This is a genomic window from Mesorhizobium sp. BR1-1-13 (genome assembly GCF_020165515.1).
In the GTDB taxonomy this organism is placed as follows: domain Bacteria; phylum Pseudomonadota; class Alphaproteobacteria; order Rhizobiales; family Rhizobiaceae; genus Mesorhizobium.
Window position 1 is genome coordinate 96479 of the sequence record NZ_JAIUIH010000015.1, and the last position, 22194, is coordinate 118672.

Below are 22194 nucleotides of genomic sequence, written 5' to 3' on the forward strand. Positions count from 1 at the left end.
AATTTCGCAACATTAGGAAAACTTATGAAGCCTTGCGGGCGGAGTTGCGGGTGAAGAGCGGCAGTTTCGATTTCAATCTTTTTCGGTCGATCGAGGTTTTCGCCGCCATAGTCGAGACCAGGCACGTTACCCAGGCGGCGCAGATGCTGGGCATGACGCAATCGGCCGCGTCGCAGCACCTGAAGAATTTGGAAGGCGCGCTCGGCGTCAGCCTGATCGACCGCAATTTGCGGCCTATCGAACTCACCAAAGCCGGTATCGCGCTTCATCGCCGCGCTGTTGCCATTTTGGCCGAGGTGGAGGGCCTGCGCACCGATGCGCGCCGCGTCAATGCCGCGCCGCTGCCCTTGTTGCGCATCGCGCTTCTGGCATCTATCGCCACCACGCTAGCGCCGGCGCTTTCGGTGCTCGCCCGCAAAGGTTTCGGCATTCCCGAGCTCAGCCTGTTCGCGGGTCTCGCGACCGATCATGTAGCGCTGCTGCGCGCCCGCCGCGCCGACCTCGCCGTCACCTCCGGCGAGCTGTTCGAGATCGAAGGACTGACGCGTCATCCGGTGATGACCGAGAAATTTCTGCTGGTAACGCCGAAAGGTTTTGCCGGCGATGTCGGCGACATCGTCAAGCTCTCGAAGAAGCTTGCCTTCGTGCGGTTCTCGCGCGAGACGCCGGTCGGCCTGCGCGTCGACCAGCACCTCAGCCGCCTGCGCATCGAGATCCCGCGCGCCATGGAAGGCGACCGCTCCAGCGTGGTGATGGCGCCCGTCGCCGCCGGCATGGGCTTTGCGATCCTGACACCGACCTTGCTTATCGACGGCCTGGCGGAGGGCATGGAGATCGACGTGCATCCCCTGCCGTTTACGGGTCTGTCGCGCAACATCCTGCTGGTCGCACGAGAGCGGGAACTCGGAAACCTGCCGGAGGCTTTCGCCGCCCGCACCGCCGAGGTTTTGACGCACGCGATCAGCACCCGCCTGCCAGGCCTTCCCGCCGACTGCTACACGGTCGACCGCCCCTCACCGCATGACTAATCGGCTCCATCAGTTATCCTGATGGAGGGTGTTTGCCGGTGCGGATGCTGCGCATTCCGTGCTCAATCCCCGGGGAATCTCAACTCTGGAGGCACGACATGAACGCCCCGCACGTCCATTCAAGTCTGGAGATCGACTGGTCGACTGAAGCCATCGTCGATCGGCGGAACCGCTTCTATTCGGCCTCGCAACGCAAGTTCGTTCCCTACAAGGAGCCGCTGATCCTAAAGCGCGGCAGAGGCCAGTATGTGTGGGACGAGAAGGACCGCAAATACATCGACCTGCTCGGTATGAATCTCTGCATCTCGGTCGGACACGCCCATCCGCAGGTAGTCAAGGCAGCCACCGAGCAGGTGAGCGAACTGACACATTGCACGACGATGTTCTACCATCCGGTTCCCGCCCAATATGCCGAGGAATTGGTGGCGACGATGCCGGCCGGTCACGACTGGGTCGTGCATTTTACCAACAGCGGCGCCGAGGCGATCGACCTTGCTTTGCTTATGGCGCGCTCGCACACCGGCAGCATCGACATGCTGGCGCTTGCCTCAAGCTACCACGGCGCCACCTTCGGCGCCCAGTCGGTGACCGGCATAGCTGGCTTTCGTCACCAGGTGCCGCAGCTTGGCGGGGTGACCTTCGTCGCCGAGCCAAACCAGTATCGGGGCGTCCACGGTGAAGGTGTGCAGCCCTATCTCGACGAAGTCGAACGTGCCATAGCCAGCTCGACCAGCGGCCGGCTGGCCGGCATGATCATCGAGCCGGTGCAGGGTTACGGCGGCATCGTGCCGATGCCCGCCGGCTACATCGCGGGCGCATTCGAACGCGTGCGGGCTGCCGGCGGCATCTGCATCATCGATGAGGTGCAGTCCGGCGTCGGGCGAACCGGCGATGCCTTCTGGGCGTTCGAGTCGCATGGCGTCGTTCCCGACATCGTCGTTGTCGCCAAGGGCGTCGGCAACGGCATCCCGCTCGGCGCCGTCATCGCGAAACGCGCCGTCGCGGAGTCCATGGCCGACAAGTTCCTGTTCCATACCTACGGCGCCAATCCGGTCGCCTGCGCCGCCGGACGCGCGGTGCTCAAGGTGATACGCGAGGAGCGGCTGCAGGAGAACGCCGCTACGGTCGGCGGCGCGCTGAAGCAAAGGCTGCAGGACCTCAAGAAGGATTTTCCGCTGATCGGCGACATCAGGGGACAAGGCCTCATGCTCGCCATCGAGCTGGTGAAGGACCGCGCCACGAAGGAACCGGCGCCCGAGGCAACGTTGCAAGTCTTCGAAGAAACCCGGCGTCAGGGCCTGGTCGCCAGCCGCTCGGGACCGTATCGCAACGTCATCAGAATGTGCCCGCCGCTCTGCCTGTCTATGGCGGACCTCGATAACGTGGTCGACAGCTTCGTGCGCAGCTTCCGCACGGCGACACCCTGATCACCCGATCTCGGCATTCGATGGGACAGCGAGGCTCATCGAAGCCGTTGCGAGAGCGGCCAACTGGATTGAATGCGCCGAGAGCACCGGCGCCAAATGACCACCCGTGTGAATGTCGTCGGAGAGCTACTGGCTCCTTTGGTAAACGGTCATTTCGGCCGCTCAGCGAGTGTGCTTCGCAATGGCAGCTATCCGCCCTTTTCGGCTTCTCGCGCCTTAAAGCCACGACGTTCCGCATACTCGATCAATGCGAGTTCGATGACAGCCGTTACCGAACGACGTCCGGACTCTGCGAGTTTTTCAGCCAGAGCTAACACGGATGGGTCTAAACGCGTCGTGAATGGCTTCCTTGTCATTTTCCTCGTGCGGCTTGAACTTGGTGTTGAAAAGTACATAACAATTGCACGTGCGATGCACTTGCAGCGCGGGTATAGCGGCCGATCGGAGTGCACCGCTTCTTCGACTGCGGCCTGCGGCGACATCTCACATCGCCAATAGCGAGGCTTTTGCCGATGCCAAGGTAGTCAGTATTAGACGGCTGAGATGGCCGACGAGTTAGACAACCTCGACTGCCGCACGACAGTTTGTTTGTATAATAGGATGCGCGAGCAGCCGCTCAGTAGCGTCGGCGGCGCCTTTTTGGCACGGTCTCTTCAACCGGAATCTATATGCCGCATGCTTAAGGTTGGGTCAGCGCTCGCGGCATGAAGGCCTGTGATACGCTTAGCTTTGATTCGAACGTCTGCACCAAGGATTCTTGCCTTGAGCCGCCGGTCTACCCAGCCCTGTCGGATTCATGCGGCCTCCCTCGTCCCTGCGTGACTGGCAGAAACCTGCTGTAACGACCGGTCATGCCGTCGAGCGCGGTTTCTCTCGGCGTCGAGCAATTCGTCCTCCCCGGTCAAGCCGTTCATAAACAGCTTGAGCAAATGCGAAGCTAAGCGCTCCCCTTCTTGCGAAAGAGGGTAAACGCCGCGCTCTTTGCAGACTGTCTGAAAAGCGTGGGCGAGCATCCCAATTTCGCTCGGCTCCAAAAATCGGCCCGGATACAGCATGACGTTTTCTCTTGAAAAGCTACTGCGGCCAGCAATCAGGCATATCACATCCGGCAGGCAATTACATATGATAGCGGCGCTTCGATTTCTGTCGGTTCCACAGGAACGCCAAGTCCGCTGCTCTCCGGCAAGCCGTAAAATCCGGTGCTCGACGACCTGCCTGCGGAAGCTGCGGAGTTTGGATAGCTTCTCAATGGATTTGGCTCACGATCCGCAGTGGTTTGAAGCGAGTTCGGCAATCGCCCAAGCGCCGCTTTAGCCAAGTCGTATGAACTGCCGCAGCCAAGACGCCGATCGAAGGTAATCCGGACCCAAGTATGTCAGCTCGTGCCTATCGAACGCGCGAACCTCATCATGCGGATCAAAACCGCCAGTTTACGCCTTACCGATGCGTTCTCAAAGAAGTTCGAAACCACGTCCCCATGCTCCCGATCTAACTCCGACGGCTACAACTCTAAAAATGCAGAAGACGGTTACGGTCGAAGAAGAGCGCCGCCAAATTGCGCCCACAATCGCTCGCACTCTCTCGCCCTTAAGCTCGGTGTGCCCGGCTCGCCGTAGACCACCATCGCCCCGCGTACGTCATATCCAAGGACCGAGCCGTTGGCCACGAACTGAATGGCCATGCCCAAGCTGATGGGACCGATTTCGGCCTCAGTTTTGTTGGTGAGGTCTATCACACCAAAAACTTCTGCATTCGCACTCCTACCAGCCAGTACGGCCGTCGAGATCGCATTGTTCACCGCAAGGAGCATGTTGAGTTAGCCGCCGCTGACAGGGCCCCCTTAACTCTCGGTCGCGAACTTGGTTCCCGATCACCCGCTGCTGTTGGCTTTTCCTCAGCCGCTAGTCTGAACGCTCGGCGGGGCAGCCCTGCTTCGCGCTCGGCCGCTGAGCTTTTCAACCCTCGCAACGATTGCTTTGGTAAGAACCTCGGCTTCCGTGGTTAGTGGTTGGATTCAGGACGATCTTTCCTCGCCCCTAACATTTGTAATTCCGCTGGAACAGGTCCCGGTCTTTCATTGGGGCGTACGGTGGGAGCAAAAAAAGATGGACCACTTAAGGAACGGCGGCGGCCCGTTTGAGGCCGCAATGGTGGCGGTCATGGCCCTGGCTGTTATCGGGATTATCCTCGTCATTGCCGTGGGAATCTACTGACCTTATTGGCCCCGCGAGCCCAATTGGCGCTTGAATGGCAAACTTGCCAGCCATCGGCCCGAATAGGGCATAGGCTCATCTGGCGTCCCTCCACAACGGCAACCAGACGCTTGGAAGAGAGCATCAAGCTTTCGCCCGATCGGCCATATCAACGACCACTATTTCCAAATGCGGTATCGATCCAAGACAGGGGTCGAAACGCGGAAAAGTCCCGCGACGAGCGAGAGCCCGCCCCGGGTTCCCAATCGCCCATCCTGTGACATGGAGCCAAGTCGAGCAGGGTATTCGGCCCGATGCCTTCTCCGTGGAGCATCCATTCAAAGCCACCTCTCGAAAGCCGCATAGGCACGAGCATCCCGAACACCTCGCCAACTTCCGAACGGGAGGAAAACCGACGCTAGTTCCGGGCTGGTGCACCCGCACAACTCAACAGGCACTATTGGACTCAACTTGCGAGGCAGATCGAAGAGTGGCTTCGGGTTCATGTTTTGAAGGGCCTCGAGGGAGGCTCCGCAAGGGTGATGCGATTTCCGTCAGGGTCTGCGAACTGGGCAATCCGTCCGTAGTCGCCCTCGGATTCGCCGGTGAGCTTCACCCCAATTCCTTCGAGCGATCTGCGGGCATCATCTATTCTCGGGACAACAACGGTCAGTCTGCCGAACCCTGCATGGTCCTTGTCATCGAAGATTTGAATATTCGCCCCTGCGACGCCGCGCCATTGGATCAACCCGTCCATGGGACGATCATCAGGCTCCCGGGCGAACAGTTGGGTATAGAACTTCTCTGCACGATCCATGCTTGCTGTCGCGAGCGCAGCGTAAATTCCTTGGATTTCCATTACATACCTCCCTTTCAAGTGCCAGCACCTGCAATGGGAGGATGCTTGGTTTGGTTCCAAAATCGTTTCTGGGCGCACCACCAGCAAAGTCGGCCGGGCGGGCCGTGTACGTCTATCTGCTGTCAAGCCTCTCCGAGGTGTCAACCAGGGATGTAGGGCCAATACCGATCCATTTTTTGCTTTGTCGAGTCTTTAAGTGAGATCAGTTTCTCACCTATTCCTTGGAGGGAGGGCACATGCCAATTTATCAGCGAGCCAAAGAAGCTGGCGTCTTCGATTCCTCTGAAGTCGCTCTGCTAGGACGCGTGTTCGAGAAGTTGAAAACCGAGGGCCAATCGTCGGAGGGACGTGAAGCGCTCGCATCCCGAGTTATAGCAAACTATCAGGCCGGAATTAGAGACGAGGAAGAACTTGCGGCGATGTCCAAACTACCGCTGGGGCGGTGAAGTCGAGATCGGCTCACGTTTCATGGCCTGCGGTATGCCTATCTCCGGGACTGTGGCATGAGGGAGTTCTGCGATGGCGAGGCAATCATCTAGAGCCTTGCGGGGGCGCGTCGGACCTTGCTTCACGCAATTCCCATCCGGCGATGGATTTGTGCAGGTCGGCGGATATGGCTTGCGCTGTGCTGGGCGCGGCCCATGAAACAAGGGCAATGCTGACCGAGAATGAGATCAGCAAGGCGAAGGCGGTCGCGAACAAAACGTAGTCCTCATTGGAAGCGCGAGCATAACCGCCGCCAATCCGGTTCGTTCATTCACGATCCGTTCGCCTGTATGTCGTGGTAAATTCATGCTTAACCAGCCGTTGGCAGTTTTATGCGCTGGTAATCGTCCCACTCTGGGACGTGGGCTCGCTGACTTGCCAGCGAGCCTTGCGATTTCCCCTATGAAATCCTTGGTTATTGCTTTTATGTGTAGCACTCGGGTAGCCCGAAGCATTTAATTTTGCTGGTTTTTCAGCTGGATCAACACCTTAGGAAGGTGATGGTGCCCAGAGGCGGATTCGAACCGCTCAGCAAGCCGAAGTTCGTGAAACGAGCGCCAGGCCCCTGCGAACTTCAAAGGCGCTTAGCAATCCGAACGCCAGAGCGCCAAGACTTATCAGCACCCGAGCTTCGGGGCCCGCTCCGCCCAACCAACACGGCCCAGTAGAGAGAAGCTGAGAGCGTCGGGGCATGGCCGGCCAAGATTCTGCACTAGGCCGAGTTGCAGGACGGTGCAAAGCGCCTTATACAACGCGCGGCCGATTGAGGGCGGTCACCAATCTTTCAAAGGTCGCCCATGTCAGATGACTTCTCGCGCGTAACCGCCTTCCTCGCCGTTGTGCTGGCGCTGCTTTGTGCTGGTTTCCAGTTCCACAACGGCCATGTCATGTCCACGCTCTACTTCATGGTCGGCGCCATACTAGTAACGGCGTTCACTCACCTGAACGTTCGCAAAGGACTGATCTAGCGTGCACGCGCTCGGTTTGCGCAAGTAGCCTTTTTTGGGCAAAAACGGTGGCCGAAAACCCGCAACAAGATTAGCCAAGGACTATGCTTTTCACCCGGCGGTCGCAGGCTCAATCCCTGCATCGCCTATCATCGGACACACCGATTTCGTTGGCTATTACGCCCCAGCACTTCTGAACCATTGCAGCGACGTTTGTGTGTTGGCGGATTCAGCCGTGGGTGAGAGAACTGCTAATTCCATTGGCAGGACTATTCAACCAGCCGGGTCTAGAATGCCCTGGTTCTTCCGTCGTGCCAGCAGTTGCGTCAGCCAATCCGGATCCATGTCCGGCACGGAAGAGAGAAGCAGTTCGGTGTAGGCAGCGTGCGGCGGTGTCAAAATCTCCGTCTTCAAACCCTGCTCCACCACCTTGCCTTGGTGCATGACCACGACCTCGTCCGCGATCGCTCTTACCGTCGCGATATCGTGGGTGATGAAGATATAGCTGATGCCGAGTTCGCGCTGCAGGCGCATCAGGAGCGTCAGGATTTCCTCCTGCACAATCTGATCGAGTGCCGAGGTGACCTCGTCACAGATGATGAGCTCCGGATTGGCAGCTAGCGCGCGGGCGATGCAGATGCGCTGTTTCTGTCCTCCTGACAATTCACCAGGCAGCCTGTCGAGGAAGCTTTCGTCCATCTCGATCATGTGCATGAGCTCACCGACCCGGCGGTCTCGCTGCTCCCCCTTCAGGCCTAAATAGAATTCGAGGGGCCGTGCGATTATGTCCTCGACCGTCTGGCGAGGGTTAAGCGCGCTGTCGGGCGACTGATAGATCATCTGGATACGGCGCAGCAGGTCTTTCGAGCGTTCCTTCAGGGACAAGGGAAGCGGCTTGGCGTCAAATGAAAGCGACCCGGATATGGCGGGCAGCAAACCGGTAACGACACGGGCAAGCGTCGATTTCCCCGATCCTGACTCGCCCACCACTGCTACCGTCCGGCCGCGCGGAACCTTGATGGACACGTCCGCCAGCACCTTGACCCTTCCGGCATAGGCGGCGGTGACATTGTCGATGGTGAGCAAATAGTCCTGGGTCTTAATCTCCAGCTTGGCGAGCTTGCGCACGGCCCAGAGCGTCCGGGTGTATTCCTGGGTAGGGGCCGTGAGCATCTGTCGCGTGTCCGCTTCCTCGACCGTTTGTCCATGGCGCAGAACCATGATCCGGTCCGCCATCTGCGCCACCACGGCCAGATCGTGCGTGACGTAGATCGCCGCTGTGTTGAAATCTTCAACAATCCTGCGGATCGAAACCAAAACCTCGACCTGCGTGGTCACATCGAGCGCAGTTGTCGGCTCATCGAACACGATCAGGTCGGGTCGGCAAGCCATGGCCATGGCAGTCATGGCGCGCTGCAACTGGCCGCCGGATACCTGATGCGGATACCGGAAGCCGATGGTCTCAGGCTCGGGAAGCTGGAGGCGTCGATAAAGCTCAATAGCATCGCGATTTGCCTTGTCCCGGCTGGCGATCCCGTGCGCAACTGCCGTTTCCACGGTCTGATCGAGGAGCCGGTGAGCCGGGTTGAACCAGGCGGCTGCGCTTTGCGCCACATAGGCGATGCGAGAGCCCCGCAGCCGCCGACGACGGGCTTCGCTCATTGACAAAAGATCGACGCCGTCGAACAGCACCGAGCCCTGGGTAATACGGCATCCCGGTTTGGCATAGCCCATTGCCGCAAGGCCGATGGTCGACTTCCCGGCGCCGGATTCGCCAATCAGTCCGAGCACTTCTCCGCGTTTAAGCGAGAGATCCACGCCGCGCACGATCGGATGCCAGCGCTCATCGGAGAAGCCTTCAACGTGAAGGTCCCGGACCTTGAGAAGATCTGTTCCTTTTTCGCGTGCGGTGGCACTGCTAGTTTTCATCACGCAGTCCGCTGGTTGAATGCAAAAACCAGTCCACGACGAAGTTCACCGCTACCGTCAGGAGGGCAATGGCGCCCGCCGGCAGCAGCGGCGTGACATCGCCATAGGTGATCAGCGTTGCGTTTTCCCGCACCATCGACCCCCAGTCAGCCGATGGGGGCTGTATGCCGACGCCCAGGAACGACAATGCTGCGATGGTCAGAAACACAAAACAGAAACGCAGGCCGAATTCCGCGATGAGCGGCGGCAGAATGTTGGGCAGGATTTCCTTGCGCAGAATCCATGCGGGCCCTTCGCCGCGCAATTGCGCGACCTCGACATAGTCCATCACCACGACGTTGAGTCCAACGGCTCGCGCCAGACGGAACACGCGTGTAGAATCCAGCAATGCGATGATCAAGACGAGGCTGGTGATCGAAGAGCCGAATATCGAGAGCAGCATCAGCGCAAAAATCAGGCTCGGGATCGACATCAACACGTCCACCGCGCGTGATAGTATCTGGTCTGGCCACCCCCGGTACATTGCAGCCAGGAGGCCGAGCGTCACACCCGCTGCAAAGGAGATGATGGTTGTCGCGAAGGCGATGCCGATCGTGTTGCGGGCCCCGTAGATCAGTCGAGTGAGCATGTCGCGACCCAGTTGGTCAGTCCCGAACATGAACTCGTGGCCCCAGGGCGCGAATGCCTCGCTGAAGACCTGCGTTTCCCGATAGGGAGCAATCAGAGGCGCAAACAGGGCGACCAGAACGTAGCAGAGGGTTACACCCATACCGAACCAGGCACTGAGCGGCGCCTTCTTCAGCGCTGTCCTCATGCGAGATCGGCGTATGCGCCTTACCCTGGCCGCGCTGGTGGTCTGGATGAGGGGCTCCGCACTTGTCATCTTGGGTGCAGAAGCCTCGGGTTGGTTGCGATCGAAATGATGTCGGCGATCAGGTTGAGCAGGATATAGGTGGCGGCGAAGACAAGCGCGCAGGCCTGCACGACCGGTACGTCTCTCGACTTCACGGCATCGACCATCAGTTGGCCCACACCGGGGTAGACGAACACCACCTCGACAACCACGACGCCCACGATGAGATAGGCAAGGTTGAAGGCGACAACTGTCACGATCGGGGCCCAGGCGTTTGGCAAGGCGTGCCGGAGCACGACCACCATTGGCGTCATCCCCTTCAAGCGTGCCATGTCGATATAGGGGCTTGAAAGCATGTTGATGATCGCCGCGCGCGTCATTCGCATCATGTGAGCGACGATGACGAGTGTGAGCGTGATCGACGGCAGAGCCGCACGCCAGACGTGTTCCCAGAACGGCGTCTGGCCGCTGATATTGGCCAGGGTCGGGAACTTCGGTACGACGTTCAGCGTCCAGTTGATCGAAGCCGCGAGCCAGACGGGTAAAGATTGTGCCAAGTCTGTGCCGGCGAAGGTATCGCGCGAGATGATCAGGAAAGCGAGCATGTAGGCGACGAAGAATTCAGGGAACGAAATTGTCGTAAGCGTCACCGTATTTACAAGCCGATCGAACCAGCTGTTGCGGTAGAGGGCCGCAAGAATGCCCAACCCCAACGCCAGCGGCACCGCGACAAGCGCGGTCATGACCGCCAGGAACATGGTGTTGTAGAGCCGCGGTGCGATGATCTCCGCGACGGTCCGCCGGTACCCGGTTCGACTGGCGAAGGAGGATCCAAAGTCACCCTGTGCCATCTTACCCATCCAGCTGAAATAGCGTTCGATTGGCGGGCGATCGAGGCCGATCTCGTGTTGAAGGGCCGCGACTGTTTCGGGGGTAGCAGCTTGGCCAAGCGTCGCCTTGGCGAAGTCGCCTGGAAGCATGGCGATCGCCGAAAAGATGATGATCGAAACGACGAACAACGTGATCAGGCCGAGGCCTAACCGTTGCATCACCGTTTTTGCGACCGGATTCACACGCATGCGCGCAATCCCAACAGCGTGCCGTCCGCGGTGCGAGCGGCGCGCCTGACAAACACCTCTATGCCTCAGCCATCCACCAGCGCTCAGCCATCTTCAAGCCGTCATTTTCCCAATTCGGCGCCACATCGCCATGGGCCAGTTTCTTGGATTTGGCGCTGACGAAGTTGTTGAACACCAGCACGATGCTGCCGCCATCGTCATGGGTCAGCTGCTGCATTTCGGCATACATGCCGGCACGCTTGGCCTCATCCGTCTCGGCTCGGGCCTGGACGAGCAATTCGTTGAAGCGGGGATTCTTCCAAAACGACTCGTTCCAGCTGGATTCGGCTGCGAAGGCTTGCGTGAACATCCAGTCGGGGGTTGCGCGACCGCTCCAATAGGAAGCGCACCACGGCTTCTTGAGCCAGACATTGTCCCAATAGGCGTCCTCGGCCTCGCGCACCACATTGACGTCGATGCCGCACTGTGCGGCCGTCTCGCGAATGAGTGCGGCCGCATCCACCGCACCTGCGAAAGCGGCATCGGCGACCGAGAGATCGACCTTCAGCTTTTCCATGCCCGCCTTCTTCAGATAATGGCGCGCCTTTTCGGGATCGAAACTGTGTTGCGGCTCCGGGTTCTTGTAAAACTTGATCGCCGGCGCGATCGGATCGTCATTGGCAACGGTAGCATGTCCGAGGAAGATTTTGTCGGCGATCTCTTGACGGTTGATCGCCCATTTCATTGCCATGCGCACGTCCGGATTGTCGAATGGCGCCATGGTGACGTTCATCGGCAATGTATAGTGGCCGTAGCCGGTGATCTCGATGATGTCGATTTTTGGATTGCGCTTCAACATGCCGAGTGTCTTCAGATCGGCGCGGCCGATGTAGTCCACTTCCCCGGTCGAGAGCGCAGCCATGCGTGCGGCCAAATCCGTAATCGCGATGAACTCCACCTCATCCAGGTAAGGCTTGCCGTTCTTGAAGTAATTCGCATTGCGCTTGAGCTTGGCCGAAACGCCAGGCTGGAAATTCTCAAGCACGAAGGCGCCGGTTCGGGCCCCTGATGCCCAATCGGCTTTGCCATCCACGCTAGGCATGATGACGAAATGATAGTCGCTCATGATGTAAGGGAAATCGGCGTTGCCGCTGTTGAGCGTGAAGACGACCGTTTCCGGGCCATCCGCCTTGATATCGGAAACGGATTCAAGCAGAGACTTCGCCGCCGATTTGGTATCGGCACCCATATGATAGCGCATCGATGTCACGACATCGTCCGCCGTCACGTTCTTGCCGTTGTGGAAGGTGGCGCCCTTGCGCAGCTTGAACACCCAGGTCTTGGCGCCATTGGAAGATTCGAAGCTCTCGGCCAGGTCCGGCTGTATGCCTCCCTTGGCGTCAACCTCCGTGAGGCTGTTGGACATGGCTCCCGAGAAAGCCGTTTGCGTGAACGTATCGGGATAGCCGGCCGGATCGATGGAGTCTGTAGTCGCTCCATGCGCCATGCCGAGCTTCGCGAAACCGCCTTGCTGCGGTTCTGCCCGGGCAGTGGTGACGAAGATCTGGTCGGCGGCAGCGACGGTCAGGCCTGCCGCCAGGCCCAGGTGGATGAAGTCGCGGCGGGAAACCTTGCCGCGCCCGATCAGACTTTGCGCGATGCGAAGTTTGTACTCAGATTCCGACATGTTCGTTCTCCCATTGGCGGATTTTCCGCGTTATTTTCCAACCCTCGTCATGCACGTCGATCTTCCAGCTCGTCTTCCTTTGCTTTTCGCCTCCTTCATTGACCTGCTGGTCTTTTTGACCCTCACGCGGTCACATAGATGTTGCCGTCCTCGACCATGACGGGAAATGTCCGCGCCCGCACGGCCGGGTCGACAAGTGCCGAGCCCGTCTTGATGTCGAACTCCCAGCCATGCCAGGCGCAGCGCACGATCTCGTTTTCTCGATGATAGATGAAGCGGGCTTCCTCGACCGGCGCCGTCGTCCCGCATTGCGGTCCCTCGCAGAGCGGCGCGCCGCGATGCGGACAGATGTTGAGCAGCGCATGGAAGGTGTCTCCGATGCGGAACACGCCCACCGAAAGGCTGCGGACCTTGGCAATGACAGGTGTCCCGGCTTCGATCTCGTCGACGCGGCAGATGAAGGTTTTCTCGGCCATGTTCTGCTCCGTCAGGCAGCGTTCGCGGTTAGGACGGCAGGAATGCGCTTGTAGACGTTGAGCGCATTCTGACCCATGACCTTGGTCCTCCAGGCAGGCGGGATGTGCAGCGTGTTGGCGTCGTCATAGTCCCAATGCGGATAGTCCGACGCAAACATCAGCGTGTTTTCGCCGTCCATCGCTTCCAGGATGGACCAGAGATGCTGCACGTTGGCCGGCTGCTCCAGCGGCTGCGTGGAGAAGCGTATGTTGCGGCGGCAGTACTCCGATGGCAGCATCTTCAACCACGGCGTTTCCTTGCGCAGCGCCTTGTAGTCGGCGTCGAGACGCCACAGGACGGTAGGCACCCAGGCGACGCCGCATTCGACGATAACGAAATAGAGTTCTGGCCATTTCTCGAAAACGCCGTGAGCGATCATGCTGGCGACGTGACTGATCGCCGACATGTGCAGGATGGCGTGCGTTTCCCAGAAGAAGGTCGTGGGGGCAGGAGCGACGGCGTTCCAGTTGACGCCACCGTGACCGCCGAGGTGAATGGCGAACGGCAATCCCATCTCCGCACAGGCTTCGTAGATCGGGTGGTAGAAGGGGTCGCCATAGGGCTTCACGGAGCCTTGGGAGGCTAGAACCTGGATCATGCGGGGGTGACTGCCGAGCCGACGGATCTCGGCGGCCGCCAGCTTCGGATCCTGAGGCGCAATAATGATCGAACCCATGAAGCGGTTGTCCTTCGGCAACCACTCGGCGACCTGATAGTCATTGTAGGCGCTGACCAGCGCACTGGCGTAATAGGGGTTTGCGAGAGTCGAGGCTTCTATCGGCTCGTCCCCGGTCAGGATCGCCACGCCGACATTGTATTTGTCGAGATGTTTTTCCTTCATGATCCGGTAGTTGTCGGCTTCGGTCTCGGGCCGCACATCTTTCCGGGAGAAGTCCTGCGGATGGAACCAAGGGCGATGGCCGTGCGGGAAGGATCCCCTGGGGCCGGTCTTCTCGCCCTCGATGAACATGTCCTTCCAGATGCCCGAAAGATACGGCTCCAACACCGTGGCGCTGGACCAGTAATTGTGACAATCGCAGTCGACGATAAACACTTTCGCTCCCTCTCCAGACCGCGGCGTTGCTTGCCGTTTAGCTCCTCCAGCTTCCGCCTTGACAATTGCCTGATCAAGCCAATGATCTCTGCGTAACGATCGGCTTTTTCGATTAGGGTGGGGCGCGCGTGCAGCTGGACCACATTGAGACCTTCCTCGACATCATCGAATCGCGGAACTTCAACCGGACTGCCGACCGGCTCAACATTACGCAGTCGACGGTCAGCAGTCGGATCAAGAGCCTCGAAAGCGCGGTAGGGTCGGAGCTTTTCCATCGTGGTCGCGCCGGCGCCGAACCGACCGCGGCGGGGCGACGTTTCGAAGCCTACGCCCGGGCGATGCTCTCGACCTGGTCACAGGCGCGCCATGACGTGCGCGCGTTCAATCGGTTCGAAGGAACCCTGCGCGTGGCCGCGCAGGTTGGCATGACACGCTCAGTGCTGCCTGGGTGGGTGGAGGCGCTCTGTCAGGCCCTTCCCAAAGCCTCGATCCATGTAGAGTCGGACTATTCCAACCAGATGGTGAGCGATCTCAGCATGGGAAATCTCGACATAGCCGTGCTCTACGCACCCCGCTATCTTCCCGAAATTACTTATGAGCACCTCATGGTCGAGGAATATGTGATGGTCTCGACCTTTGCGAGGACGATGTCGGAGGTCGATCCTGACAGCTACATTCGGCCGGGTTACACCGTGGTACTCGAGAAAACCCATTCGGAGCTGATCCCTTCCCTGGCAATTTCGCGTCTTTCCATGGGATCCGAGAGCCTGGCCGAAGCGATGCTGCGGCGAACCGGGGGGAGTTGTTACATGCGCAACGACGATGCCCGCAGGTTTACGGCCGAGTGCCCGTCGTTCCTGGTGGAGGGCGCACCGACGCTCTACCAGCCCGTCCATACGGCCATGCTCGCCCGGCGCAAGCATGAGCCGATCATCCGCAAAGGGCTTCGTGCGCTGCAGCTGGCGGTGATGTCGCTCGAGACGTGAGATCGAAATTCCCGATTAAAAAGCAGGGCTCAAGCCACTGTTGCGGAAAGCCTCCGGCTGCCATGTTGGCGCGTCATTGAAGAGCCAAACATGAACGCGCACACTTCGTTTCCGGCTTCCGATTTTTTCGCAACGATGCGGCAGCGGCAATGGGCCGAGGCATCGCCACAGGCCATGCTCTGCCGTGCGGTCATTGACGAGACGCACGACGTGAAGACATTTGTCTTCTCGGCTGCCTCAGACCGCATGTTCTGCTTCAATGCGGGGCAATACGTGGTCCTTCACCTCACGATCAATGGCGCGGCGGTGGCCCGGTCCTATTCCGTTTCGTCGCCACCTACACGACCGCTCGACTTGCACATCACGGTCAAGCGGACACCAGGCGGGCTCGTTTCCAATTGGCTTCACGAGAATCTGCGGGCGGGCGACGAAATCAAGATTGAAGGCCCGCTGGGCTCGTTCAAACTCGACGGCTTGCACAGTGAAAAGCCTCTGTTTCTTGCCGGCGGCAGCGGAATCACGCCTCTAATGTCGATGCTGCGTACGTTGACAGACAGGGCATCCGATCTGGACCAGCGTCTGATCTACAGCGCGCGGTCGCCGCGAGATATCATCTTCAAGTCGGAACTCGATGCGCTCGCTGCACGGTTCCCCAATCTGGGTGTGACCTGCGTCTGTTCCAGGAAAGATCTCTCCTGGGCAGGGCCGACTGGCCGCATAGACGGACCCATGCTCCTGCGCCTCGTCCCGGATCTTGGCGAGCGCACCGTCTACGCCTGCGGCCCCGAACAGTACATGAAGGCGCTGCGAGACGGCCTTGGCGAGGCAGGCGTTGATCCACGCGGCTACCATGAGGAGAGCTTCGGAGGCAGCCTGAGCGGTGTTGCTCCGGATCTTGCATCTGCCGTTTCATCCTCGGTCCAGTTCGCCCGTTCCGGATTGGAGCATCGCTGCGCGCCCGGAGAGACCCTGCTGGATGCGGCGCGCAACTGTGGTGTCTATATTCCCACCGGCTGCCAGCAGGGAATTTGCGGCACGTGCCGGATAGCCAAGCTCTCCGGCGAAGTCGCGATGCATGATCTTGGCGGACTCACGTCCGAAGAAAAGTCAGCGGGCTTTGTCCTGGCCTGTTGCAGCCGCCCGCAAGGCGCTGTTTGCCTCGATCTTTGACCTGTGTCGATAATCTGAAACGTGGCCACATGGCCAGGGGAAGAGGGTGGTCGTGCAGCTTGCGATTTCACTGAACTGCGTCTGATTTCCTCGGCCAGGCAAAGCCGATCTCTACGGCGGGCATAGGCATGCCTCTCGATATCGGGGACGGCGTTATTGCCAAAAGCAGCCCTGCGGCGGGTCTTGCAGGCAGGCCTGACGGCTTCCACTCGATTCTTGAGGTAAATCCAATGCCCATTGACCTCTCCCTGGCTTACGACCAATCCAACATATTCGCTCGCATCCTGCGTGGAGAAATATCGTCAGCGCTCGTCTATGAAGACGAGTTCGCGGTCGCGTTTCACGACATCAATCCACAAGCGCCTGTCCATATACTTGTCGTTCCGCGTGGACCTTACGTATCGTGGGATGACTTCACGGCTAAGGCGCCTGACGCGGAAGTCGCTGGCTTCATGCGTGCCGTTGGTGAGGTCGCCCGCCAAGCCGGCCTCGTTGCGAACGGTTATCGCCTGCTTGTCAATGTGGGCCAGCATGGCCACCAGGAAGTGCCGCACCTTCACGTTCACATATTCGGCGGGCGCCAATTCCACGATATGGTGCCACCCGAAAAATAAGATGTGACACAGGCTGACGGTTCTCACAGCAGCGCTTGCCCCTCAGAGCGCAGGTCATCGAGCGGCACGGACTCCAAGTTTGTGTCACGTGGTAAATTGGACTTAATGGCGCCCAGGCGTCTTCAACGAAGCAGTCTCGGACGATGCCGGGAAGCACACCCGCCCGGAGAGGCCGCTCCAGACCCGCGAGGAGAACCGGCTTCGTCTGTCCACGGCATTCGTCTCCTGTGCCCCTCGACGACTTTGGCACCAGCAACGGTTCGCCCGGTATGGACCGAACCGGAAGCGCTGTCCAAGCGCTGGCGGATAGGCTGGGGGTGCGGCTTCTCAATCGCACCACACGAACGGTTAGCCTGACCGGGATCGGGCAGGACTACTACGAGCGTTCCGTGCACGTCCTCACCGAGCTTGAGGAGGCGGACCGGATCGCAGGGGCTCTGCAGGCGACGCCGCAAGGCACGCTGCGCCTTCATTCCAGCATGAGCGTCGTGCGTTTCCTGGCGCCTGTCATTTCCGAATTCGTCGGCCGTGATCTTGGATTCGAACGGCGTCATGCGTTAGCTCCTGATTGTGTGCCACTGCGCCTGTCGCATTATAGTGCAGTGGCGTGGTTGTCTTTGGATCAAGCGTTGCTGTTGACCGGGGCTGGCCGGCTTGGTCGGCAAGCTCGTCCATGTTGTCAGCCACCCTCTGTGCCGCGATGCGGATATCGATCTGCGCGAGCGCGCATTACCCGTCGGTACAGGTTCGCGTATGTCTGCCTTCTACCCGAGCCCGCATAAAACCCGCCACCTAACTTATGCCCCCGATGGCGCTCAGGCGGCAGCGCTTTTGTGATCCTCCGACGATGGCCTGCAGGTCACCGCACCGGTTGTCTTGGCGCGTGACCTCTGCAATAGTTCGCGCCTGCGTCAGCTTCTTCCGAAGCTGTAGAAGGCCAGGGACGACACGAAGAATGTCCTGGGCGTAACGCCTCAGGATCGTGGCTCACTTCCCGTGGGTTCCCAACGTCCGGCCTCGCAGCACACCGCTGCCCCTCGCCGGACCTACCCGCGGGAGGCCTCGGCGTGCCAAAAACTCTCTCCATCCATTCTGAGACCGGCTATGGGAAGTTGACGCTCTGGGATTTCGCGGATCCAGCAGCGGCGGTAAAGGCTGCGATCCAGCTATATGGGTCAGACGCGGCAACCGCCGCGGCATGGTGCGCGTTGACCGCGAATTTCGACGGGCGCGAAGAGGACTATCGCTTCTGGTGTGCGGTTTTCTCGAAACTCGGCAAAAAGCTGCAGGCTTAGGCCAATCGGGCTTCAGCCGTCTCTAAAGACGAACATTCCCGTCCACAACAGGTTCCATTCACCGGGGAAGTCGTTCCCGAAGTTGCGCTACGCTTGCAAGGCGATCGAAAAGGGGCCGAAGCCCTTCAATGTGCGAACAATATATTTTAGCCCCATAACATCATTTCATTTAACTTTAGTACGGCTCCCGGAGGCGATTGGGTTATTCTTCCTCCCACACCCGTTTCGAGGAGAAGCTGTTTCTCAGATGGACGCCAAAACGATCTCCGCGGCATGCGAAGATACCCCTCCCGGGAGCGTCCTTTTTCGGGATCTTGGCCTTATGGAGCCCACTTCTTTCGCTCCTGGAAGAGTGACTGGACAAAGGTTCACTGGCACCATCGGGTGGCGATTGGCCAAAGACGTTGATGGGGCGCTGCGCGCCGGTCCAAACGCTCGAACATATTAATGACGGCGCGCCGGGACGATAGCGGCTGCCGCGCCAGGCCTGAAAATTCGCCCACCGCCATGGCGCGCAGCATCTATCGGCATCGGCGCCTCCTTGCCGCGGTCGACAAATTCTCCTGTAACCGGAGCGCCAATCGCTGGGCCGCGCGATGGGTTGCTTTCAGGTTGGGCCTGGCTGTAAGCCGTCTTCTCGAGCGAGCGGCGCGGCGGCGATTGATCGAGCTTGAGGCCGTTGACGGCTGTGATGCCAACCAGAAGGTTCTCTACCTGGTCGCCGCAACCCTGGCGCGGAAGACGGAGTTGCTGCCTGCGGACGTCGCGGAGGTCGAGGCCAGTGTCGAGGCGTTCCGGCCCGACATTGCTGCTTTGCTGCGGAAACATCACACCTGAGTTCCGAAGTAATTCATGGGATGGAACCGCTGGCATCGGTCGTCGTACAAGGCCTGGGCCCAGCTATCCGCCAGCAGTCATGACACTGTTCAGTCGCTATGGGTGAACACATCAGTGGCCGGCGTCACACCCAGAATACTGATCGCCATCGATCTTGATAGTACCATTCCAGAGTGCTGACGTTACGTGCGCGAGGCCTTAGCGCACTGGCCTATCTGTGGGCTCGCAAAGGCGGGCTCGATCAGGCCACCCGGGAGGCTGGATGGCTAAGGACAAAATGCTTGTTGTGGGATCGCCCGTGTTGCGGCGCAAAGATGCAGCGCTTCAGTCTCACTTACCGCCCTGGAGCTGATAGCCCCTCAGGGGGGGCCTCCACCAAGAACCTGCCGCGCATTGTTTCACAGGCTCGTTCCCGGGCTGCTGAAGGCGCGTTCGGTTCGTCGGACCCAGGGGCCGGCAAAAAAGTTCGGCTCTTGGGTGGAACCTTTCCTCCGTCCGGGAATTTGCGTGGGTTAAAGGGGATTCGGGACCGCAGCATGGAACAACGAGTTTTGCCAGCTGGAACCTGCGTAGCGGGCTCCCGAACCGATGAGAAGAGCTGCGAAGCGGAAATTCCGGACCTCGTGCTCAGCAGCGAACTGGACGATTTCTTCGAGAATGCGGCGGTCGGGCTCCATCTTGTAGCAAATGATGGAACCATTCTACGTGCCAATCGCGCGGAACTGGACATGCTGGGTTATTCGGCCGACGAATATATTGGCCGAAACATCCGCGAATTTCACGCCGACAGTACGGCAATCGAGGATATTCTAAGCCGCCTGTCTCGGCATGAGCGACTTCAACATTACCGCGCCAGGCTACGAGCCAAGGACGGCTCCGTCCGTTGGGCCGAGATAACGTCCAATGTGCGCGCCATTGGCGGGCGGTTCCTCAATACGCGTTGCATCACCATCGACGTAACGGAAAAGGTCAAAACGGAAGAGTTGCTGCTCGAACAGGAGCAGAGACTTGCGCTCACCTATGACAGCGCCGGTACAGGCATTGTGGAAACGGATGCCGAAGGCCGGCTCCTGCGGGTGAACGCGCATGTGTGCAATCTTTTAGGCTATACATCGGAGGAACTGGTCGGACGATCGATTTTCGATCAGACTTTTCCCGCCGACGTCGAAGCGGACCGCGAGCAATACCGGCGGCAGGTTGCAGGTGAGATCAAGAGCTACACGATGGAAAAGCGGTTCGTTCGAAAGGACGGGTCGGCTTTTTGGACTGATATGACCTCCTCCAGCGTCTACGACAGCAGCGGCCAGTTTTGCTATGCGGTGCGGGTGCAGCACGACATCAGCGAGCGCAAGCAGATCGAGGCGATGCTTGCTCAAAGGGCGGAAGAGCAGGCGGCGTTGCACCACTTCACCGAAAGGCTCCAGCATGCCCGCGCGCAGAAAGATGTCTACGAGCCGGCGCTCGACGCAATCCAGCGTGCGCTGGGCTGCCAGCGCGCTTCGATCCTGCTGCTGGACAAAGACGGTCTCATGAAGTTCGTTGCCTGGCGCAACCTGTCGCAGGCTTATCGCGCCGCGGTAGAAGGCCATTCGCCCTGGTCGGCAGACAGCCTGGATCCGCGGCCGATCTGTTTGGAGGATGCGCAGAAAACCGATCTTCCTGCAACATTGAAGGAGGCGATCCGAACCGAGGGCATTGGCGGGGTCTGGTTCATTCCGATCATGGAATCCGGGCGGCTGCTGGGCAAGTTCATGGCCTACTTCAACCAGCCGCACAGTTGCTCTGTAGAGCAGATCGAAGTGGCTCGGACCATCGCCCGCCAGCTTGGGTTCGGCATCGAGCATCTGAAGGCCGAGAATGCAGCCCACCACCTCGCGGCCATCGTAGAATCTTCCCAGGACGCGATTGTGAGCAAGGATCTCAACGGCATCATCTCGAGCTGGAATCGAGGTGCCGAACGCGTGTTCGGCTATTCGGCCGCAGAGGTGATCGGCAAGTCCATTACCGTCATTATTCCGGCAGATCGGCTGGACGAGGAGCCGTTGATATTGCGTCGCATCCGCAATGGAGAACTCGTCGACCACTTCGAGACGGTCCGTCAGCGCAAGGACGGAACTTTGGTTGACATTTCCTTGACAATATCGCCTGTGCGAGACGGAAAGGGCCGTATCATCGGCGCCTCCAAGATCGCCCGCGACATAACCGAACAAAAGCAGGCGCAAGCGAAGCTGCGCGACAGCGAGCGCCACCTTCAGGACCTGCTCGCAGCCATTCCCGCCGCGATCTACACAACCGATCAGCAAGGCAAGATTACTTATTTCAATGAAGCCGCGGTGGAACTCGCCGGCCGCAGGCCGGTGATCGGCAGTGACGAATGGTGCGTAACCTGGAAGCTTTACTGGCCGGATGGAACGCCGCTTCCTCACGACCAGTGCCCGATGGCTGTTTCCTTGCGAGAGGGCCGGCCGGTCCGAGGATATGAAGCGGTTGCCGAGCGACCGGACGGAACGCGGGTCCCGTTCATTCCTTATCCGACGCCCATGCGGGATGCGGATGGGAAAGTCATCGGCGGCATAAACATGCTGGTCGACGTGAGCGAACGGAAGCAGGCTGAAACCCAACAGCGGATCCTGCTCGACGAGCTTAACCATCGCGTCAAGAACAACATGATGATGCTGAAGTCCCTGCTTTCAGTGTCGGCAAGAACGAGTCGAAGCCCGGAGGCTCGCCGCACACTCGACGAGGCAAGCAAGCGCGTGGCGACCATGGCTGCCGCGCAGCGGGTTCTCTATGATACGGGCGACGCCACCAACTTCAGCGCGCAGCCTTTCCTGGGCGCCGTTTGCGAAACCGCCAAGCAAATGTTCCCGCCGGATATTAAGCTGGTTTGCGAGGCGGATCCTATCCAATTGCCGAACGACGTTGCGATGCCTCTTGCCCTCATTGTCAACGAGCTTTTGATCAATGCCGTAAAATATGGCCTGAACGGCAACACAAGCGGAACCATCCACATAGACATCCGAAGGAATGGTGCCGGCAATGTGCTGGTGGTCGAGGATGAAGGCCCAGGTTTCGACCTGAGCTCGGTACGCCAGTCATCTTCGGGCTTACGGCTGGTCGAGGGCTTGGCGCGACAGATTGGCGGCACCTTCGAAGCACAGCGGGATCCCTGCCGATGCATGGTGACATTTTCTCATACACCGGAGGGGGTTGGCGATGCGACCAGACGAATGGAGGCCTGAGGTAGGCCAAGCCG

At 59.4% G+C, this 22194-nt stretch carries 18 protein-coding genes and 1 pseudogene; 11 read left to right on the plus strand and 8 right to left on the minus strand.

Annotation, left to right across the window (positions count from 1 at the left end; translation table 11 throughout):
- The first annotated feature begins 50 nt into the window (after positions 1–50).
- Together LB533_RS26720 and LB533_RS26725 are read left to right on the plus strand one after the other, a co-directional pair.
- The gene (locus LB533_RS26720) at positions 51–1028 is read left to right on the plus strand and encodes a LysR family transcriptional regulator (RefSeq protein WP_224678621.1); all 978 of its coding nucleotides are present in this window, start codon (positions 51–53) and stop codon (positions 1026–1028) included.
- Between the two features lie 98 nt (positions 1029–1126).
- Positions 1127–2455 carry an aspartate aminotransferase family protein gene (locus LB533_RS26725; RefSeq protein WP_224678622.1) on the plus strand — a complete coding sequence of 443 codons (1329 nt, stop codon included), beginning with the start codon at positions 1127–1129 and terminating at the stop codon, positions 2453–2455.
- Between the two features lie 1528 nt (positions 2456–3983).
- Here the strand turns inward: LB533_RS26725 and LB533_RS26730 are convergent.
- Together LB533_RS26730 and LB533_RS26735 are read right to left on the minus strand one after the other, a co-directional pair.
- Positions 3984–4265, minus strand: a complete 282-nt coding sequence (locus LB533_RS26730) for a hypothetical protein (protein WP_140644101.1) — start codon at positions 4263–4265, stop codon at positions 3984–3986.
- An 884-nt stretch (positions 4266–5149) separates the two neighbouring features.
- The gene (locus tag LB533_RS26735) at positions 5150–5506 is read right to left on the minus strand and encodes a VOC family protein (RefSeq protein ID WP_224678623.1); all 357 of its coding nucleotides are present in this window, start codon (positions 5504–5506) and stop codon (positions 5150–5152) included.
- Between the two features lie 236 nt (positions 5507–5742).
- On the opposite strand from LB533_RS26735, the gene LB533_RS26740 reads away from it, so the two are divergent.
- Together LB533_RS26740 and LB533_RS26745 are read left to right on the plus strand one after the other, a co-directional pair.
- On the plus strand, positions 5743–5952 hold the full coding sequence (locus LB533_RS26740; protein WP_140644100.1) for a hypothetical protein: 210 nt from the start codon (positions 5743–5745) through the stop codon (positions 5950–5952).
- Between the two features lie 837 nt (positions 5953–6789).
- Positions 6790–6960 carry a hypothetical protein gene (locus LB533_RS26745; protein ID WP_181169605.1) on the plus strand — a complete coding sequence of 57 codons (171 nt, stop codon included), beginning with the start codon at positions 6790–6792 and terminating at the stop codon, positions 6958–6960.
- A gap of 252 nt (positions 6961–7212) precedes the next feature.
- Here the strand turns inward: LB533_RS26745 and LB533_RS26750 are convergent, their stop codons facing one another.
- The 6 genes from LB533_RS26750 to LB533_RS26775 all read right to left on the minus strand — a co-directional run bounded on the left by LB533_RS26750 (position 7213) and on the right by LB533_RS26775 (position 14036).
- Entirely contained in the window at positions 7213–8868 is a 1656-nt protein-coding gene (locus LB533_RS26750; protein WP_224678624.1) for an ABC transporter ATP-binding protein, read from the minus strand.
- Complete coding sequence (locus LB533_RS26755) at positions 8858–9682, minus strand: ABC transporter permease (protein WP_224557357.1); 825 nt, start codon at positions 9680–9682, stop codon at positions 8858–8860. Before LB533_RS26755 ends, LB533_RS26750 begins: the two co-directional genes overlap by 11 nt.
- 65 nt (positions 9683–9747) lie before the next feature.
- Positions 9748–10800, minus strand: a complete 1053-nt coding sequence (locus tag LB533_RS26760; protein WP_263487711.1) for an ABC transporter permease — start codon at positions 10798–10800, stop codon at positions 9748–9750.
- A 58-nt stretch (positions 10801–10858) separates the two neighbouring features.
- Positions 10859–12466 carry an ABC transporter substrate-binding protein gene (locus tag LB533_RS26765; protein ID WP_224678625.1) on the minus strand — a complete coding sequence of 536 codons (1608 nt, stop codon included), beginning with the start codon at positions 12464–12466 and terminating at the stop codon, positions 10859–10861.
- Positions 12467–12588: 122 nt separating this feature from the next.
- On the minus strand, positions 12589–12942 hold the full coding sequence (locus LB533_RS26770; protein ID WP_140644093.1) for a Rieske (2Fe-2S) protein: 354 nt from the start codon (positions 12940–12942) through the stop codon (positions 12589–12591).
- An 11-nt stretch (positions 12943–12953) separates the two neighbouring features.
- Positions 12954–14036 carry an amidohydrolase family protein gene (locus LB533_RS26775; RefSeq protein ID WP_224678626.1) on the minus strand — a complete coding sequence of 361 codons (1083 nt, stop codon included), beginning with the start codon at positions 14034–14036 and terminating at the stop codon, positions 12954–12956.
- A gap of 128 nt (positions 14037–14164) precedes the next feature.
- Between LB533_RS26775 and LB533_RS26780 the strand changes: the two genes are divergently transcribed.
- The 7 genes and pseudogenes from LB533_RS26780 to LB533_RS26810 all read left to right on the plus strand — a co-directional run bounded on the left by LB533_RS26780 (position 14165) and on the right by LB533_RS26810 (position 22180).
- On the plus strand, positions 14165–15022 hold the full coding sequence (locus tag LB533_RS26780) for a LysR family transcriptional regulator (protein ID WP_140644090.1): 858 nt from the start codon (positions 14165–14167) through the stop codon (positions 15020–15022).
- Positions 15023–15112: 90 nt separating this feature from the next.
- On the plus strand, positions 15113–16192 hold the full coding sequence (locus LB533_RS26785; protein ID WP_224678627.1) for a hybrid-cluster NAD(P)-dependent oxidoreductase: 1080 nt from the start codon (positions 15113–15115) through the stop codon (positions 16190–16192).
- A 128-nt stretch (positions 16193–16320) separates the two neighbouring features.
- The gene (locus LB533_RS26790) at positions 16321–16806 is read left to right on the plus strand and encodes a histidine triad nucleotide-binding protein (RefSeq protein WP_224678628.1); all 486 of its coding nucleotides are present in this window, start codon (positions 16321–16323) and stop codon (positions 16804–16806) included.
- A gap of 269 nt (positions 16807–17075) precedes the next feature.
- Positions 17076–17330: pseudogene (locus LB533_RS26795) on the plus strand (LysR family transcriptional regulator); the annotation flags it as partial.
- A 543-nt stretch (positions 17331–17873) separates the two neighbouring features.
- Positions 17874–18101, plus strand: coding sequence for a hypothetical protein (locus tag LB533_RS26800; protein ID WP_140644086.1), 228 nt, complete (start codon positions 17874–17876; stop codon positions 18099–18101).
- Positions 18102–18548: 447 nt separating this feature from the next.
- Complete coding sequence (locus LB533_RS26805; RefSeq protein ID WP_224678629.1) at positions 18549–18938, plus strand: hypothetical protein; 390 nt, start codon at positions 18549–18551, stop codon at positions 18936–18938.
- Positions 18939–19474: 536 nt separating this feature from the next.
- On the plus strand, positions 19475–22180 hold the full coding sequence (locus tag LB533_RS26810) for a PAS domain S-box protein (protein WP_224678630.1): 2706 nt from the start codon (positions 19475–19477) through the stop codon (positions 22178–22180).
- The last annotated feature ends 14 nt before the right edge of the window (positions 22181–22194 follow it).